Source organism: Nocardia acidivorans NBRC 108247, from assembly GCF_001625085.1.
In the GTDB taxonomy this organism is placed as follows: Bacteria; Actinomycetota; Actinomycetes; order Mycobacteriales; family Mycobacteriaceae; genus Nocardia; species Nocardia acidivorans.
Window position 1 is genome coordinate 118,247 of record NZ_BDAW01000013.1, and the last position, 16,768, is coordinate 135,014.

A 16,768-nucleotide genomic window follows, 5' to 3' on the forward strand; every position below is an offset into this window, starting at 1 on the left:
TAGTGGATGCGGGTTATAGCCCCATGTCCTTGGCGATGATCATCTTCATGACCTCGCTGGTGCCGCCGTAGATGCGGTTCACGCGGTTGTCCGCGTAGAGGCGGGCGATCGGGTATTCGTTGATGAACCCGTAGCCCCCGTGCAGTTGCAGGCAGCGGTCGATGACGCGCGCGGCGACCTCGGTGCAGAACAGCTTGGCGGAGGCGGCATCGGCCGGGGTGAGGGTTCCGGCGTCCAGTGCCTCGAGCCCGCGATCCACCACGGCCTCGGCGGCGTCGACCTCGGCCTGACAGGCGGCCAGCTCGAACTTGGTGTTCTGGAAGCTGGCGACCGGCTGCCCGAAGACATTGCGCTGCTTGGTGTATTCCTTGGCGAACGCGATGGCGGCGGTGGCCTGCGCGTACGCGCCGACGGCAATGGAGAGCCGCTCCTGTGGCAGGTTGAGGCCGAGGTACCGGAAGCCCTTGTTCTCCTCACCGAGCAGATCCTCCACCGGCACCCGCACATCGGTGAAGTTCAGTTCGGCGGTATCGGAGGTCTTGAGCCCCAGCTTGTCCAGCTTGCGACCCACGACATAACCGGGCGACTTGGTATCCACCATGAACAGCGAAATGCCATGGCGGCGATCGTTTTCCAGCGGCGCGGCGGTGCGGGCGCAGACGATCACCCGATCGGCGTGCACGCCGCCGGTGATGAAAGTCTTGGACCCGTTCAGCACATAGTGCGTGCCGTCCTCGGAAAGCTTTGCGGTGGTGCGCATTCCGGCCAGATCCGAACCGGTGCCGGGCTCGGTCATGGCAATGGCGAACATGATCTCACCGCTCACGAAGCCCGGGAGCATGCGCTCCTTCTGCTCCTGGGTGGCCAGCATCTTCAGGTACGGCAGGCACAGGCCCACGTGCACGCTGGAGCCGCCGAAGGAGACGGCCGCGCGGGCGCACTCCTCGATGAGAATGGTCTGGAACTTGAAGGATTCGATCCCCGCGCCGCCGAACTCCTCCGGCACCTCGATACCGAAGACGCCGAGTTCGGCCAGCTTGTAGTAGAAGTCGCGCGGCACGATGCCCGCCTCGTACCACCGGTCGTAATGCGGTGCGACCTCCGATTCGATGAAGGCGCGCACCGTCTTACGAAAGGCGTCGTGATCGGCGTCGAAAACTGTTCTCTGCATTGTTCTTCAGTCTTTCCGATAGTCAGAGCTTGCGGCCGCCGTCGACGTAGATCGTCTGGCCGGTGACGAAAGAGGAGTCCTCGGAGGCCAGGAACGACACCACATTGGCGATATCCTCGGGCTGGCCGACCCGGCGCAGCGGGGTGACTTCCGCTGCGGCCTTACGGAATTCGGCCGGATCCACCCCCACGCGGGCGGCGGTGGCATCGGTCATATCGGTGACGATGAAACCGGGCGCGACCGCGTTCACATTGATGCCGTAGGGCCCGAGTTCGATGGCCAGCGTCCGGGTGAAGCCCTGAATGCCCATCTTGGCCGCCGAGTAATTGGCCTGCCCGCGGCTGCCCAGCGCGGACACGCTGGAGGTGTTCACGATCTTGCCGGACTTCTGCTTCACCATGTACCGCTGCGCCGCCCGGCTGCACAGGAACGCGCCGCGCAGATGCACCGACATGACGGTGTCCCAGTCCTCGACCGACATCTTGAACAGCAGGTTGTCGCGCAGTACACCGGCGTTGTTGACCAGCACATCGACCGAACCCAGTTCCGCCACAACGCGTTCGAACGCGGCGTCGACGGAAGCCTCATCGGCGACATTGCAGCCCACCGCGATGGCCTTGCCGCCGGCGGCGACAATGGCGTCGACGGCGGTCTTACAGGCGGCCTCGTCCAGATCGGCGATCACCACGGTGAACCCGTCGGCCGCGAGCCGCGAGGCGGTGGCCGCCCCGATTCCGCGCGCCGCGCCCGTGACGAATGCAACCTTCGAAGTCATACAAAACTCCTTGTCAGCGTGAGTGTTTGATCAGTTGAAGGCGTTCACGCCGGTGAGGGCGCGTCCGATGAGCAGCTTCTGAATCTGGCTGGTGCCCTCGTACAGCGTGAGCACCCGGGCGTCGCGCAGGTATTTGGCGGCCGGGAATTCGTCGATGTACCCGTATCCGCCGAAGACCTGAATGGCATTGTTCGCCGCCTTGACCGCGGCCTCGCTGGCGAACAGTTTGGCGACCGAGGCTTCGGTGCCGAACGGTTTACCGCGCTCCACCAGGTCGGCGACCCGCCAGGCGAGCAGCCGTGCCGCCTCGACGTCGACGGCGATATCGGCGAGCAGTTCCTGAACCAGCTGATAGGAGGCAATGGGCTTGCCGAACTGCTCGCGCTCCCGAGCGTATTTCACCGCGGCCTCGAGGCAGCCCCGGGCGACGCCGACACATCCGGCGGCCACGCCCATTCGCCCCTTGTCGAGTGCGGCCATGGCGATTGTGAAGCCCCGACCTTCGTCGCCGAGGCGCGCGGAGTCCGGCACCCGCACCTGATCGAGCACGAGTTCGGCGGTGGCCTGACCGCGCAATCCGAGCTTGCCTTTGATCTCGGTGCGGGTGAACCCGGGCGCATCGGTGGGCACCAGGAAGGCGGTCACACCCCGCGGCCCGGCTCCGCCGCTGCGCGCGAAGACGATCGCCACATCGGCCCAGGTGCCATTGGTGATGAAGATCTTCGTACCCGAGAGGAGCCAATCATCGCCGTCCCGAACGGCTTTGGCGGTGAGGTTGCCCGCATCGGAGCCGGTCTCGGGTTCGGTGAGCGCGAAGCAGCCCAGCGCCTGCCCGGAACACAAGCGCGGCAACCACTCTCGCTTCTGCTCGGCGCTGCCGTAGGTCTTGATGGATTTGCTCACCAATCCGAGTGAGACCGAGACGATCCCGCGCACCGAACTGTCGCCGCGCCCGAGTTCCTCGAGGAGCAGGCAGTAGTCCAGGGCGGTGCCGCCGGAGCCGCCGTACTCCTCGGGAATCTCGATGCCGAGGAAGCCCATCTCGCCGAGTTTGCCGACGATGGCGGTGTCCACCGATTCTTCGCGATCCCAGGCGGCGGCGAAGGGGACGACCTCTTTGTCCACCCAGGCGCGGGCGACCTCGCGGAGTGCGCGTTGTGCCTCGCCGAGCTCGAAGTCCATGCTGAATGGCTCCTAACCAAACGTTGTTAGGTTTATGCCTGCGAAACTATCCTAACGGTGTTCGGTTTTTCAAGACCCGGGTGATAACTTCGACCAATGGCCAGACCGAAGGTGCCGCTGCTGAGTCGCGAACGCATTCGCGATGCCGCGCTGACCCTGGTCGATCGGGACGGGCTGGCCGAGCTGTCCATGCGCAAGCTCGCGGCCGAACTGGGTGTGCAGGCCGCCTCGCTGTACGGGCACTACCCCACCAAGGACGATCTCCTCGATGACATCGCCGCCGGAATCATGAGCCGGGTCGACACCTCGGCGTTCGAATCCGGGGATTGGCAGCACGGGTTGATGTCCTGGGCGCGGTCCTACCGCGATGAACTCGTCGCCCACCCCAACTTCGTGCCCTATCTGGCGGCCGGTCCGGGCAAGCGGGATGAGAACCTGAGGCACGCCGACGCCGTCCACGGCGGATTGGTCGGCGCGGGCTGGCCGCCGCGCGAAGCCACCATGATCGGCGCGGCCACCCGCTATCTGGTCATGGGCGCGACCATCGGCTCCTTCTCCCGCGGTTTCGTCGATGACGTGCAGGTTTACCGCGACCGCTACCCGCACTTGGAGCAGGCGCATCTGCTGCGCGCCCGCGCCGACGAGATCGATTCCGAGAGTTTCGAATTGGCCCTGACCGCCTTCGTCGACGGCCTCACGGCCCGTTTCCCGGAGCGGGTAAGCGAGTAGTACTTGATCTTTCGTACGATTCATCGGACGAAAGAGCGAGGGCTGAAGTGACACAGAACAATCGAATCGATCGCCGCACACTGCTCACGGGGGCCGCCGCCGTAGCGGCGGCCGGAATGCTCGGGGCGCGTGGCAGCGCGGACGCTGGGCCGACAGAGGGAACCGACTGCAAAGGCGGACTTTTCACCGCTTTGAAAGACACGGATGCGACCGCGAAACCCGCGTCGGTGCGATTCCGGGTGGCGGGCGCCTGGACCGATCCGGTGCCGGTACTCCGCACCGCCCACGGACGTGATGACCGCCCGGGCAAGCTCTCGGAAATCGTGCCGATCCCGGCCGGAGCCGACAGGGTCGACGTGATCGCCGAGAACATCACGCTCCCCGGCGTTTTCGCCCCGGTGACAGCACAGCCCTTCAAAACCCCGGTAACCACCTCCTACGCCTGGGGTTTCCCGGCGGTCACCCGCTCCGGCTGGGGCGCGGACGAATCCCTCCAAACCTGGGGTGAACCGGAATACTCACCGGCCCAGGTGATTACCGTGCACCACACCCAGATCCCCACGGGCGCGGAGTACGACGACTACCGCGACGCAGTCCGCGGTGTCTACCGTTTCCACGCCCTCCCGGACCCGGACGGCCAGGGCTGGGGCGACCTCGGCTACCACCTCATGATCGACCCCAACGGCGTCATCTACTCCGCTCGCCATCCGGGTACCGACGACGCCCCCATCTTCAAGCCGGGCACCGACCTGAAGCCCGGCGCGGAAGTCGTCACGGCGGGCCATGTGCGCGGCGCGAATTCGGGAAACATCGGCATCTGCCTGATCGGCGACTTCAGCCATACGCTTCCGAGCAAGGCGGCGCTGCACAGCCTGGACATAGTGCTGACCCGCCTCTGCACCGGACTGGGCATCCACCCCTTCGCGCAAGTCAACTACGTCAATCCGGCGAATGGCATTACCGCGACCAAGCCTGCGGTCTCCGGGCATGGCGACTGGCAAGACATTTGCGGCGAGACCAGTTGCCCGGGGGATTTTCTGCATACCGTTCTCCCTCTTCTCACCGCGCTGTCCCAGCTCGGCTGAGGTTGCCCTGTTGGTGGTACTGGAGTTCTGTGGCCGACCCATGTGCCCGGTCGATTCGCGGATGGTTTTGCTCTGCTCAACCGGGCTGCAAAGCAGAACTGGCATAGCTGGTTACTTCGTCTGCCGTACCCGGCTTTCGCTCCCCCCTTGGGAGCCGCGCTCTCACGACCCAGCCTGGCTGGATGGCCGTGGGAGCCTTCAGAAACACAAACCCAAAGACCTGGACCGTCGATCAGGGGGTACTCACGCAGGGGAAACCGGGCGCAATCCTGCACCAGGACCTGAGGACGCGATATCGGGCGTATTGCCGTTCTTGCTCTTTGGTCTTTTGTCGTGTTGGTTCTGAAGGTTCCCACGGCCGGTCGACCGGGCTGGAACGTGAGAGCGCGGCTCCCAACTGGGGGGACCTGAAGCCGGGTACGGCAGACGAGGTTCCCACTCTGAAAATTCGTGGCATTCTTCCGAACCCCGCTGGAACGTAATGTCCCGCAGGGTATTCGGCTACGAAGGCCCCGGGTACCTGCCGGATGCTAGTGGTTGGTACGCGATGGAGCTCGGGGGCACAATCGCGCCCGATGCCGTTTCGCGGCAATCGCATCGCGGACGTGGATCTTCGCCAACTCGATCGCGAGTTGCTCCCCGATATGGTGTCGCTGATTCACCTTCGGGGTGCCCGTCGAGTCCACCGCAGGAGGCGCGATCCATCCGGTTCGGCCCGGGAACCTGTGATCCGAAGGCAGTTTCACCGTTTTCCAACCACCGGGGCCGTCGTGGATCAGGGCGTGGCAGGAATCGCAGGCCAAGGTCAGGTTCTCGATATCGGTCGCGCCCATTTTCGCGTACTCGGTCACATGGTGCACCGCTGCCAGCGAGGCGGGTGCGCTGCAACCCGGGCGGGTACAGCCTTTCTCGGCGGCGATCAATGCCAAACGTTGTGCGGGACTGGCCAACCGGCGGCCCCGGCCCAAATGCAATGGCAGTCCCGCGCCGTCGAAGATTGCCAGCCAGGGGCGCGACCCCTCGGCCAGCTTCAGGGCCGCTGGGATCGAGACGGTGCCGCCGGTCGCGGTGGTGGCCACACCTGCCGCGCGCTCCACCTCGTCGATTGTCATGGTGATCATCGCCGCCACCGGCAGACCCCGGTGTGTGCCGAGCTGGGTGGAGTCGACATCGAAGCGCAGAAAACCCAGCAGGGCATCGTGATTGCGCTGCGCGGAGGTGCGGGTATCGCGCTGCGCGGCTGCGGCGAGCGCGTCGATATCATCGGCCGCCGTTGCGGTGCAAGGGCTTTCGGGGTCCTCCGGGTTACACATGCCGGGGCGTGCGAACTTGGCCAGCAACGCTTCCAGGACCGCCCGCAGTTCCGGGGTGATCTCCCCTGCCAGTTCGGACATCCCGTCGACCCGCTGCTTGCCCAGGGTGATCCCGCGACGGCGCTGCCGATCCTTCTCCGTGGTCAGCGTGCCGTCGGGGTCGATGCGGCACATGATCTCCTCCCCCAGGCCGGGCAGCACATCCGGCGAACCCTCACACGCGTATTCGGTGAGGATTCGTTCGGCGTTCTCCCGCTCGGCATCGGTGGTGATCTCCGGCAAGCGCTTGATGATCCACGCGATCCGCCGCGCGTGATCCGCCGAAATCGCGCCTTCGCGCTGGGCTGCCGCCACATACGGCAGTGCCGGACCCAAATCCTCGCCCTGCTTGGAGATTTGCGGGCTCAACCTCTCCGCCGCCCGCACCCGCGCGAGGGCTTCGGCGTGACTCAACCGCAGCGTCCGCTCGAAATAGATATGGGTCTTCCGGAATCCGGCCTGATCCGCGAGGGAACGGCGCTCGGTGTCGGCGACGAACCGATGCTTGACCGTTTCCAATCGCCGCATCGCACCCTCGACCTCGGCCATCATCTCGGCGAATTCGTCATCGGTGAGCGGGTACAGCGACTCCTCGCACAGGGTGTGGACCGCCGCGACCAGCGCGTGAGCGCCGTCCACGATGCTGGTCTTTCCCCCAGAATTCGTACCCCCATTCTACTCCCGATAAACAGGCACTGAAAGACGAAAGCCATTGTGATACAAGCCTATTCAGAACTTTTGGCTTTCATCTTTCTTTCTCTCGTCCGGGCGTCTTTTGTCTTTGAAAGCGAAATGTCCCGAGCCGCAGGGCGACTCGGGACATTCAGCTCGATTCTCGACTACTGGAGACGCAGACTGCCGAAAAGGCCGTCCTTCTCGTCTTCCGGTCCCGCGGTGAAGTACAGGGCGTCCGAGTCGCCGAGGCTTTCACCATTGCCGAACATCAGGGCCCACAGCCCCGGGATCTCGATCGGCTTACCGGTGGTGTTGCGGAGGTAGTCGACGGGCTTGCCCGTGGCGTCGTCGATGGCGACGATATGCCCGAGACCGCCGAAGTTGCCGACCAGGATCTTGCCGCTCAGCGGACCGAAGCCCTCGGGGGCGATGGTGACGCCCCAGGGGGCGTTGAAGCGATCGTCACCGTCGATGACGCGGACCAGCTTGCCGCTGGCGTCGAATTCGGCGACTTTACCCTTGCCGGGCTTGCCACCCGACGCCTTGTCGGCGTCCTTGTCGAGCGAGTCCTCTTCGCCCGCATCGATCTTCGAGGCGTCCTTCTCGTCCGGCTTGGTGGTGGCGTATGAGACGAAGACGCGCTGGCCGATCGTGGTCACATTCCACGGGGCGGGGTCGCCGGGCTTGACGGCCTTGCCCTTGGACGGGTCGGCCGGATCCAGGTTGTCGCCGGTGGCGAACGGATTGGCGAAGCCGGTGGTGGCGATCGGCTGCCAGTTCTTGTCGAAGGTGCGGATCTGCGGGTTCTCACCGAAGTCCGCGGCGAGCAGCTTGTCGCCGGACGGGGTGAGCGCGATGCCGAAGAACTGCTGGCCCTTGTCCGAACCGTCGTACACCACATTGGCGGGGCCGTCGTGGCGCACGATCTGGCCGCCCGCGCCCTGTTCGGTCCAGGCGGAGATCTTGCCCGAGTCGGTGGCGAAGATGAAACGCGAAGAGCCGGTGAGCTTCTCGGTCTTACCGTCGTAGGTGACCGGCTGATCCTTCACCACGAAAAGGTCCGAGGTGATGGGTGCGGGGTTGAAGATGACGCCGGTGGTCTTGCCGGCGCTCTTGTCCGAGGTGTCGGAGTCCGCACCGGGGACGTTGACCAGCTTCAGCGGATCCTGGAAAAGCTTCTGGAACTTGGGATCCGAGGATTTGGTCACATCGCCGACGAACTGGAAGGAGAACCCGCCGCCGCCGACCCAGAAGTGGCCGCCGGCGCCCTTGGGACGATCCGCCAGACCCCAGGCATTGACCATGTCCGGGTAGGTGAACTGCGCCTTGTACGAATCCTTGTCCGCGGCCAGGTTGATCTGGGCGTAGTGATTGCCGTCCAGCGCCTGCGGGTAGTTGTCGGCCACCGGCTCCGACTTCGAGCAGGCGGCGGCGACCAGCAGCGCCACACCGAGTGCCGAGACACGCATCAGGTTTTTACGCATCGGCGTAGCGCCCATGCTGCGCGCAGAGCCGTTCCAGCGTCCGTTCAATTTCCCTCGTCCTTCCAGTCCAGACCGCACTACCAGCGGTTAGGAGATGCTAACCATAGCTGGTTTAGGTGACGCTAACCATATCCGGAAGGACTCGGGCGGCTTCCTAGACCTCGAATTCGGCTCTGACCTGCGCTTCGGTCAGCCCATAATCGGCCAGGGAGTACCGGTGAACGGGTTTGCGGTCGCCGCTTTTGCTCTCCTCGTCGAGTGCGCCCATGGAGTTCCGCGCCGCGTTTGTGAAATCGATTCCGAAAGCGGTGTAGATCTTTTCCACGGTGCCCATCGGATCGGCGCGCAATTCGTCGAATTCGATATCCAGGAACTGCTCCGGGTTGTAACGCGCACGCGCGGAATTGAATTCGCGCAGCCCGCGCGACCACAGCTCCACCTGCGTCTTGCCGATGGTCTCGCCGACGAAGGTGGTGGACCAGCCGCGCGCGGCCTGATCGGACAGGCTGCACGAGGAACCGACAATGGTCACCGGATCACGATGGGTCTGGATGATGAGCGCATCCGGGTACACCGCCATCAGCGCGTCCAGGGCGAACAGGTGGCTCGGATTCTTGAGCACCCAGCGGCGCTCGTCACCGATTCCGATGAGCTGCAGGTTCTTCCGATGCCGGGTGTAGGCGTCGGTCCAATCCTGTTTTCGCAGCCACTGCGAGTAGGTCGGCAGGTACGCCAGCGATTCGTAGGAGATCGACTTCATCGTCTGGCGCAGCAGTTGCCAGCACTCCTCCACATCGGCGGCACTCATGTAGTGCACGCCCATGAACTCCGGATTCTCGATGCGATGCTGCGCGAATCCGGCGTCGATGCGCTGGTAGATGGGATTCTCGGCCCAGGTCTCGCGCGGCGGCCGCGGCTGCGGGAAATCGGCCAGCCACATCTCCAGGGCCTGATGCCCCGGATCGGCGGCGAGCAGCCGGTGCAGGGCCGTGGTACCCGTGCGCGGTAGTCCGGTGACGAAAATCGGCCTGGTGACCTTGGTTTCGGCGTAGGCCGGATTGGCCTTCCAGGACGCTTCGCTGAGCGCGCGGGCGACCAGTGCCCCTCGCAGGAAGTAGCGGCTCATCTTGGAGCCGAGCTCGGTGAGTCCGGCATCGCGCTGGTACGACTCGAGCAGGGTGCTCAGGCCCTCCAGGTAGTCGTCCGCGCCGAAGTCTTCGAGGCCGCAGACCCGGGTGGCCGAGGCGTGCAGATCCTCGACGGTGCCGACGGAGGTGCGTGCGCTCATGGATAGAACTCCTTAAACATGCTGATCAGACGTGGTATTCGCCGCAGTTGACGTCAATGGTCTGGCCGGTGATGGCATTGGCGAACGGTGAGGCCAGGAAGACGACGGCCTGGGCGATCTCATCGGGCAGGGGCAGCCGCTTGAGATCGGACTTCGAGGCGGTCTGCTGGTAGACCTGCTCCTCGGTAATGCCGTACTTCTTGGCGATCTCACCGAAGTACCACTTCAGCTGATCGGTCCAAATGTAGCCGGGGGCAACGGTATTGACCCGGATCCCCTTATCGCCGAGTTCGGTGGCCAGGGTCTGCGACAGCGCGAGCAGCGCGGATTTGGCGACCTTGTAACTGCCGTAGCGGGGTTCGGAGTGCCGCAGCACCGCCGAATTGATCATGACGACATTGCCTTTGGTCTCGGCGAGCGCGTCGGTGAAGGTCTGCGTCATACGCAGGCCGCCCAGCACCGTGAGTTCGATGCTGTCACGGATCTGCTGATAGTCGGTGCGCGCCAAGGGTTTCATAGACGGTACCGAGAAGGCGTTGTTCACCAGCACGTCGACCTTGCCGAAGGTCTCCACGGTGCGATCGAGCAGGTTCCGAACCTGCTCGTCATCGGTGATATCGGTAGTCACACAGAGGGTTTCGCCGCCCTCGGCCTCGATCTCGGCGGCGACCTCCTTCAACCGGGATTCGGTGCGGGCGGCCAGGACCACCTTCGCACCGGCCGCGGCGGCTTCGAGGCAGATGGAGCGGCCCAGGCCCGGGCCCACCCCGCTCATCACCACGACCTTGCCGTCGAGCAGTCCAGTCCTGAGCCGGGTCATCCGAGCATCCTCTCCGCGAAGGCGCGCTGGCGTCCGGCGATGCGTTCGCGCCAGCCCGCCTCGTCGATCTGATTGTGGGCGTAGTGCGGCAGCCGTTCGGCCACCTTGTCGAAGGGCACCAGTTCGATGGTGGGACCGTCGGCCTCGGTCATGGGCCGGGCCACGCGCTGCCAGCGGAACTGGAGGATGCCCAGGCGGCGGCCGGTGGTCTCGATCCAGTTGGCAATGCCCGGGTTTCGCGCGGAGACGACCATGCGGATCATGCCGTCCGGATCTACTTGCGCCTGAGCGTGATTCAGGCTGGTCTGGTGATTGCTGTAGTCCAGCGAGATGTACCAGCGGCTGCCGAGCTGGAAACCCTGGTACGGCGCATCGGATTTCGGCACGGTGATGATGAGCGCCTGGTCATCGGCCAGATCGAAATGACCGACCGAGGAGTACTGGGTGCTCAATCCGCCCGGGGTGAGCCGGGGTTCGGTGAGGGTGTTCACCGGCAGGTTCAGATAGAACCATTTGGGGAAGTTGAACCAGGTGTTGATCCGGGTCAGCAGCATGCGACCGGCGGCGCGGTAGCGCTTACGCAGGGCGGCCACATCGGGTTCGGCCGGGGTGGTGCCGATGGTGTCGACGCGCTCGATGCGGATGCTGCCCTTGCGCTCGGTGGCCCAGTCGCCGTACACCTCTCGCACCGCGAGCATGGACGCGCCCTCGCCCAGGACGAAGTAGTTCGGGCCCGGATTCTCCTTGGGCGGGCCGAACCGCAGCTGGTAGCTGCCGTCTGCGGCGATCTCCAGGCGGCGATCGTCGAAGGCGTCGTCACCATTGGGCACATCGGTGGCGGTGTAATCGCCCTTGAGCACCTGGAAGCTCAGATCGACGGTGCTGCCGCGCACGCCGGTGAGCAGGTACTCGCCGGTGGACTCGACATTCGCGTGATAGTACAGCGTGTCCGGGTTGTCCAGCCCCATCTTGGTGTACGGGCCGGTGGAGGTCACGAAGTACGGGTGCGAGGCGCCGTGCGCGCGGGACAGCTGCATGACCGCGGCGATACTGCCCTGGAGGTAGTCGTAGCCTTCGGCGAGGTCATGCGGATCGCGGATGAAATCGGCTGCGGCTATGAGCTTCTCGGCCTCGGCGACCGCGGCCAGCAGGGGCTCGGTCAGCGGGAGTTCGGCCTGTTCGATGTTTTGTTCCATCAGGCGTCTGCCTTCTTTCATCGGCTAATGCCTAGTTCTCGGCGGATAAGGCGGGCGATATCGGTCGGGGTGCCGTGTGCGGGGGTAATGGTGAGTTCGGCGTACTCCGGACACTCGTAGGGCGAGGAGATGCCGGTGAATTCGGGGAGTTCACCGGAGCGGGCGCGTTTGTACAGACCCTTGGGGTCGCGCAGTTCGCACTCCTGCAGTGGGGTGTCCACGAAGACCTCGTGGAACTGCAATCGCTTGTCGTCATGCAGCTTTCGCGCATCGCGGCGCTGCTCGCGGAATGGGCTGATCAGCGAGACGATGGCAATGGTGCCCGCGTCGGCGAATAGCGAGGCGACCTCGGCCACGCGACGGATGTTCTCGCGGCGGTCCGCATCGCTGAAGCCGAGATTGTTGTTCAAGCCGTGCCGCAGGTTGTCACCGTCCAGCAGGTAGGCGGGGCGTCCGGCCTCGATCAACTGCCGCTCCAATTCCACTGCGATGGAGGACTTTCCGGATCCCGACAGCCCGGTCAACCAGATGGTCATACCCTCGCTCAACCGCTGCGCGCGCTCCACGGCCGAGTTGTGCCACACCACATTCGCGCGCGGTCGGCGGCCGGTGGCGCGGTGCCCCCGATCGCTGGTCGCCTCGGCGATACCGGGGGTGCGCGCGGTGATCATGCCCGCCGCGACCGTCTGATTCGTGGTGTCGTCCACCAGGATGAAGCTGCCGGTGGCGCGATTGTCCCGGTACGGATCGAACATGACGGGCTGGCGGGTGTGCAGGGTGACGCGCCCGATGTCATTGAGCGCCAACTGATCCGCCTCGGTCTGGCGGTGCAGGGTGTTCACGTCCAAGCGGTAGTCCAGCTCGGTGACATTCACCTTGGAGTTCTGCGTGGCGGTGCGAATGCTGTAGTCGTTCCCGGCGCGCAGCACACTGGTATCGGAGAACCAGCAGATCATGGCATCGAGATCGCGATCCTGATGCGGCTGGTTACCGGGGCGGGCGAGCATATCCCCACGGCCGATATCGATTTCGTCATCGAGGGTGAGAGAGACCGCCATCCCCGCGAACGCCTCTTCGATCTTGCTGCCGCCCGGACCCCAGATCTCCGTCACGTGACTGGTGCGGCCCGAGGGCAGGGCGACCACCTCGTCGCCGGGCTTGAAGATTCCGCCCGCGATGGTGCCCGCATAGCTGCGCTGATTCTCACCGTGCGGCCGAATCACGTACTGCACGGGCAATCTGGCGTCGATGAGATTGCGATCGGAGGCGATGTGCACCTCTTCGAGGTGGCGCAGCAGCGGCGGACCCGCGTACCACGGTGTGTGCGTGGATATTTCGACCACATTGTCACCGTGCAGGGCCGACAGCGGCAGAAAACTCAGATCGCCGACATCGAGTTTGGTGGCGAAATCGGCGAATTCCTCGCGAATCTCCTCGAAGCGCTGTTCGGACCAGTCGACCAGATCCATCTTGTTCACGCACAGCACCAGGTGGCCGACGCCGAGCAGGGAGGACAGGAAGGCATGGCGGCGGGTCTGTTCGGAGACGCCCTTGCGGGCGTCGACCAGAATCAACGCCAGGTCGGCGGTGGACGCGCCGGTCACCATATTGCGGGTGTACTGCACATGCCCCGGGGTGTCCGCGATGACGAATTTCCTTCGCGGCGTGGTGAAGTAGCGGTACGCGACATCGATGGTGATGCCCTGTTCGCGCTCGGCGCGCAGGCCATCGGTGACCAGGGACAGATCCGGTCCGCCATTGCCGCGGGCCAGACTGGCGCGTTCGATGGCATCGAGTTGATCGCTGAACAGCGATTTCGAATCGAAGAGCAGGCGGCCGATGAGGGTCGATTTGCCGTCGTCGACGCTGCCCGCGGTGGCAAGCCGTAAAAGGTTGCGGCGCATCAGAAGTAGCCCTCTCGCTTACGATCTTCCATGCCGGATTCGGAGATGCGGTCGTCGGCGCGGGTCGCGCCGCGTTCGGTCAGGCGGGTGACGGCGGTTTCGGCGATCACCTCGGCCGGGGTGGCGGCGGTGGATTCCACGCAGCCGGTGCAGTCGGCGTCGCCGAGGGTGCGGAAGCGCACGGTCGCCTCGAAGAGCCGCTCTTGCGGCGCGCGGGGAACGAACCTGTTGTCCGCCAACAGCATTCCGTCGCGTTCGAGGACCTGACGGCGGTGCGCGTAATACAGCGGCGGCAGCGCCACCTCGGCGCGCTCGATGTACTCCCAGATATCGAGTTCGGTCCAGTTCGACAGCGGGAAGACGCGAATGTGCTCACCCTTGCCGTGCTGACCGTTGTACAGCCTCCACACCTCGGGGCGCTGCGCCCGCGGATCCCAGGAGCCGTACTCGTCGCGGAAGCTGAAGACGCGCTCCTTGGCGCGGGCCTTCTCCTCATCGCGGCGGGCTCCGCCGAAGACCGCGTCGAAGCGGTTCTCCCGAATGGTGCGCAGCAGGGTCGCGGTCTGCAATCGATTGCGGGATTCGCCCGCCTTGTCGGTGACGCGCCCGGCGTCGATATCGTCCTGTACCCGCCCGACCAGCAGTTGGGCCTCGAGCCGTTCGACGGTCCGGTCCCGGAAATCCAGCACCTCGTCGAAGTTGCGGCCCGTATCGATGTGCAGCAGCGGAAAAGGCAGCGGTGCGGGCCAGAACGCCCGCCGCGCCAACTCCAGCATGACCGCCGAATCCTTACCACCGGAGAACAGCAGCACCGGTCGTTCGAAAGTGGCCGCCACCTCCCGGATGATGTGCACCGACTCCGCCTCCAGGGCGTCCAGGTGCGACAACTCGTATCCCGCGCGCATTCGTCTCTCACTCGCCGCGTCGATCATGTCCAACTTGCGTTGTCGAATATTCGACGCTATTGTTCGATTATGTGACACTGACGATAGGTCGCTCGACCAGTCGCGGTCAATAGCCGCGCCCGATTCGTCGCCGCTCCGTCATCCCGCAACCCGAGGACCGAGGACGCTTTGACCGAACTGGCCTCCAGCGCAACCGCATCCAGCGCGGATTGCACCGCCTCTCCCCCGACGCGGCGCGTAGTGCAGACCATCGAACTGCTCTCCCGCCATCCCGCCGAGCATCTGTCACTCGCGCAGATCGTGCGGGCCACCGGCATGTCCCGGGCCACGGCGCACGCGGTGCTGACTCAGCTCACCGCCGACGGCTGGACCATTCGCGACGGCGACGGCAATTACTGCCTGGGACTGGGCTTGATGACGGTGGCCCGCCGCGCCGAGGCGGCCTTCCCGCTGCGCAGACTGGCCGCCGAGGCCTTGCGCGGCCTGGCCGGCTCGCTCGGCATGCCCGCGTTTCTGGCTGAGCGCGAGAGCGATTCGATCGTCATCACCGAGGTGATCGGCACGCCATCGGTGCCGTGGATGCGCGCCGGACGCCACATTCCGTTCGTACCGCCGGTGTGTCGCGAATTCATCGCCTGGGCGCCGCCCACCGCCCGGGCCGAATGGCTGGCCGCCGCCGAACCCATCCATCGCCCCCGCCTGAAGCTGGTGCTCGATGCGATTCGCAGCCGCGGCTATTCGGTGGAGCGCCTCGCCGACGACTCCGCGCCCATGCTGGAAGCCCTTACCGCACTGCGTCATTCACCGGTCACGGACCCGCTCCGGCATCGCCTGAGCGCCATGATCACCGAACTCATCACCATCGACTATCTCCCGGACGAACTGGGCGAGCACAATGCGGTGGTCTCGGTGGCCGCCCCCATCTTCGGCGCGGACGGCGAGGTGGTGGCCTCCCTGGTGGTCTGCCCCGACACCCAGCTCCCGGCCGCGCGGCTGGTCGAATTGGCCGAGGCCACCGTGGCCACCGCGACAACGGTCGGCGCTGCGGTCCATCGCTGATCGAGCCGCGCGCGCCCGGGCTCCGGCAGAATCGAGCGATGGACACGATCGCATCCCGGGAGATCTACTCGAATCGCTGGATCACGCTCCGTGAGGACGTCATTCGCCACGACAATGGCGAGAGCGGTATCTACGCGCATATCGACAAGTCCGACTTCGCCATTATCGTGCCGTTCGACGGCGACCGCTTCCACCTGGTGGAGCAGTTCAGATACCCATTGCGGCAACGCTGTTGGGAATTCCCGGGCGGTTCGGTGCCGGGCGCGCGGGAGTTCGATCCGCTCGCGGTCGCTCGACAGGAATTGCGCGAGGAGACCGGGCTGCGCGCGGGCGAACTCACCTATCTCGGCAAGCTCGCCGCCGCCCCGGCGACGAGCAACCACTACGGCCACGTGGTTCTGGCCACCGACCTCACCGAGGGCGAGCCCGAGCGCGAGCCAACGGAGCAGGATATGCGCGCCGCCTGGTTCACCCGCGCCGAGCTGGAATCGATGATCGCCGACGGCGTGATCGTCGATTCGCACAGTGTCGCCGCCTATATGCTGCTGCTCCTGCACGAGCGCAAGAGCTGAGCCGCGGTCGGCGGCGAGTTACGCACCACCAGACCGGTTTCGAGGCGATCAGCCGGGCTGATTCACCCCGCCCGCGTGGGAAATGAGCCCCGCGACCACCCGGGGAAAGTCCGCGGTGATCTGCGGGCCGATCTCCGGCCCGGCGGTATCGGCCGCGGGGCCGGTGATCTCGGTCCGATAGGTGACCCGGGTCCGCCCGTTCCCCAGCGGGGTCAGCCGATGTTCGGTGCGGATCTCGATCCCCTCGTCCACGAAGACATCGCACCACAGCTCCCCGTCGACGATCTCCGCGAATCGCAGCTGTACCGTGTCACCGTCGGGCGAGGTCATCCGAAATGTCGTCCCGACCGCGAAAGGCCCGTCCAGCTCGAAGCTTTCGATACCCGGATTCCACTCCGGCCACCGATTCGGATCCGACCAGCTGCGCCACAGCGCATCCGCGTCGACGGTGGTCTCGGCGCTGAATTCGTATTCCCACATGCAGTACTCCTGAGCTCGGATCCGCTTCGACCCGGACAGTAATCGGTGCGCGCGATACACGCCGATTCTCCCGCGTGGCGATTCCGCACGA

At 65.2% G+C, this 16,768-nt stretch carries 15 protein-coding genes; 4 read left to right on the top strand and 11 right to left on the bottom strand.

Annotation, left to right across the window (positions count from 1 at the left end; translation table 11 throughout):
• Positions 1–13 precede the first annotated feature (13 nt).
• Genes NA10_RS07750 through NA10_RS07760 form a run of 3 tightly spaced genes read right to left on the bottom strand, consistent with a single transcriptional unit; the run spans position 14 to position 3,128 of the window.
• Positions 14–1,171: an acyl-CoA dehydrogenase family protein gene (locus tag NA10_RS07750; RefSeq protein ID WP_067565133.1), complete on the bottom strand. Its 1,158-nt coding sequence runs from the start codon at positions 1,169–1,171 to the stop codon at positions 14–16.
• Between the two features lie 22 nt (positions 1,172–1,193).
• On the bottom strand, positions 1,194–1,946 hold the full coding sequence (gene fabG / locus NA10_RS07755) for a 3-oxoacyl-ACP reductase FabG (protein WP_067565136.1): 753 nt from the start codon (positions 1,944–1,946) through the stop codon (positions 1,194–1,196).
• A gap of 30 nt (positions 1,947–1,976) precedes the next feature.
• Entirely contained in the window at positions 1,977–3,128 is a 1,152-nt protein-coding gene (locus tag NA10_RS07760; protein ID WP_067565139.1) for an acyl-CoA dehydrogenase family protein, read from the bottom strand.
• Between the two features lie 96 nt (positions 3,129–3,224).
• On the opposite strand from NA10_RS07760, the gene NA10_RS07765 reads away from it, so the two are divergent.
• Positions 3,225–3,857, top strand: a complete 633-nt coding sequence (locus NA10_RS07765) for a TetR/AcrR family transcriptional regulator (protein ID WP_067565142.1) — start codon at positions 3,225–3,227, stop codon at positions 3,855–3,857.
• Positions 3,858–3,904: 47 nt separating this feature from the next.
• A complete protein-coding gene (locus tag NA10_RS07770; protein WP_067565145.1) occupies positions 3,905–4,942 on the top strand; it encodes a peptidoglycan recognition protein family protein in 1,038 nt (345 codons plus the stop codon).
• 530 nt (positions 4,943–5,472) lie between these two features.
• Here NA10_RS07770 and NA10_RS07775 read toward each other — a convergent pair.
• The 7 genes from NA10_RS07775 to cysD form a co-directional block, all read right to left on the bottom strand.
• Positions 5,473–6,933, bottom strand: a complete 1,461-nt coding sequence (locus tag NA10_RS07775; RefSeq protein ID WP_157556183.1) for an HNH endonuclease signature motif containing protein — start codon at positions 6,931–6,933, stop codon at positions 5,473–5,475.
• A gap of 200 nt (positions 6,934–7,133) precedes the next feature.
• Positions 7,134–8,453: a TIGR03118 family protein gene (locus NA10_RS07780; protein ID WP_067565439.1), complete on the bottom strand. Its 1,320-nt coding sequence runs from the start codon at positions 8,451–8,453 to the stop codon at positions 7,134–7,136.
• 154 nt (positions 8,454–8,607) lie between these two features.
• Positions 8,608–9,741, bottom strand: coding sequence for a sulfotransferase family protein (locus tag NA10_RS07785; RefSeq protein ID WP_067565152.1), 1,134 nt, complete (start codon positions 9,739–9,741; stop codon positions 8,608–8,610).
• 25 nt (positions 9,742–9,766) lie between these two features.
• On the bottom strand, positions 9,767–10,561 hold the full coding sequence (locus NA10_RS07790) for an SDR family oxidoreductase (RefSeq protein ID WP_067565155.1): 795 nt from the start codon (positions 10,559–10,561) through the stop codon (positions 9,767–9,769).
• Positions 10,558–11,757 (bottom strand): hypothetical protein, encoded by a 1,200-nt coding sequence (locus NA10_RS07795; RefSeq protein ID WP_157556185.1) that lies wholly within the window; start codon positions 11,755–11,757, stop codon positions 10,558–10,560. Before NA10_RS07795 ends, NA10_RS07790 begins: the two co-directional genes overlap by 4 nt.
• A 17-nt stretch (positions 11,758–11,774) precedes the next feature.
• Positions 11,775–13,661, bottom strand: coding sequence for an adenylyl-sulfate kinase (gene cysC / locus NA10_RS07800; protein WP_067565161.1), 1,887 nt, complete (start codon positions 13,659–13,661; stop codon positions 11,775–11,777).
• The gene (cysD, locus tag NA10_RS07805; protein WP_067565442.1) at positions 13,661–14,566 is read right to left on the bottom strand and encodes a sulfate adenylyltransferase subunit CysD; all 906 of its coding nucleotides are present in this window, start codon (positions 14,564–14,566) and stop codon (positions 13,661–13,663) included. The genes cysC and cysD overlap by 1 nt, the downstream gene beginning before the upstream one ends.
• A gap of 168 nt (positions 14,567–14,734) precedes the next feature.
• On the opposite strand from cysD, the gene NA10_RS07810 reads away from it, so the two are divergent.
• Together NA10_RS07810 and NA10_RS07815 are read left to right on the top strand one after the other, a co-directional pair.
• On the top strand, positions 14,735–15,625 hold the full coding sequence (locus NA10_RS07810) for an IclR family transcriptional regulator (RefSeq protein WP_067565166.1): 891 nt from the start codon (positions 14,735–14,737) through the stop codon (positions 15,623–15,625).
• A 38-nt stretch (positions 15,626–15,663) separates the two neighbouring features.
• Positions 15,664–16,197 (top strand): NUDIX domain-containing protein, encoded by a 534-nt coding sequence (locus tag NA10_RS07815; RefSeq protein ID WP_067565169.1) that lies wholly within the window; start codon positions 15,664–15,666, stop codon positions 16,195–16,197.
• 48 nt (positions 16,198–16,245) lie between these two features.
• Here the strand turns inward: NA10_RS07815 and NA10_RS07820 are convergent, their stop codons facing one another.
• The gene (locus NA10_RS07820) at positions 16,246–16,677 is read right to left on the bottom strand and encodes an SRPBCC family protein (RefSeq protein ID WP_067565172.1); all 432 of its coding nucleotides are present in this window, start codon (positions 16,675–16,677) and stop codon (positions 16,246–16,248) included.
• Positions 16,678–16,768 lie beyond the last annotated feature (91 nt).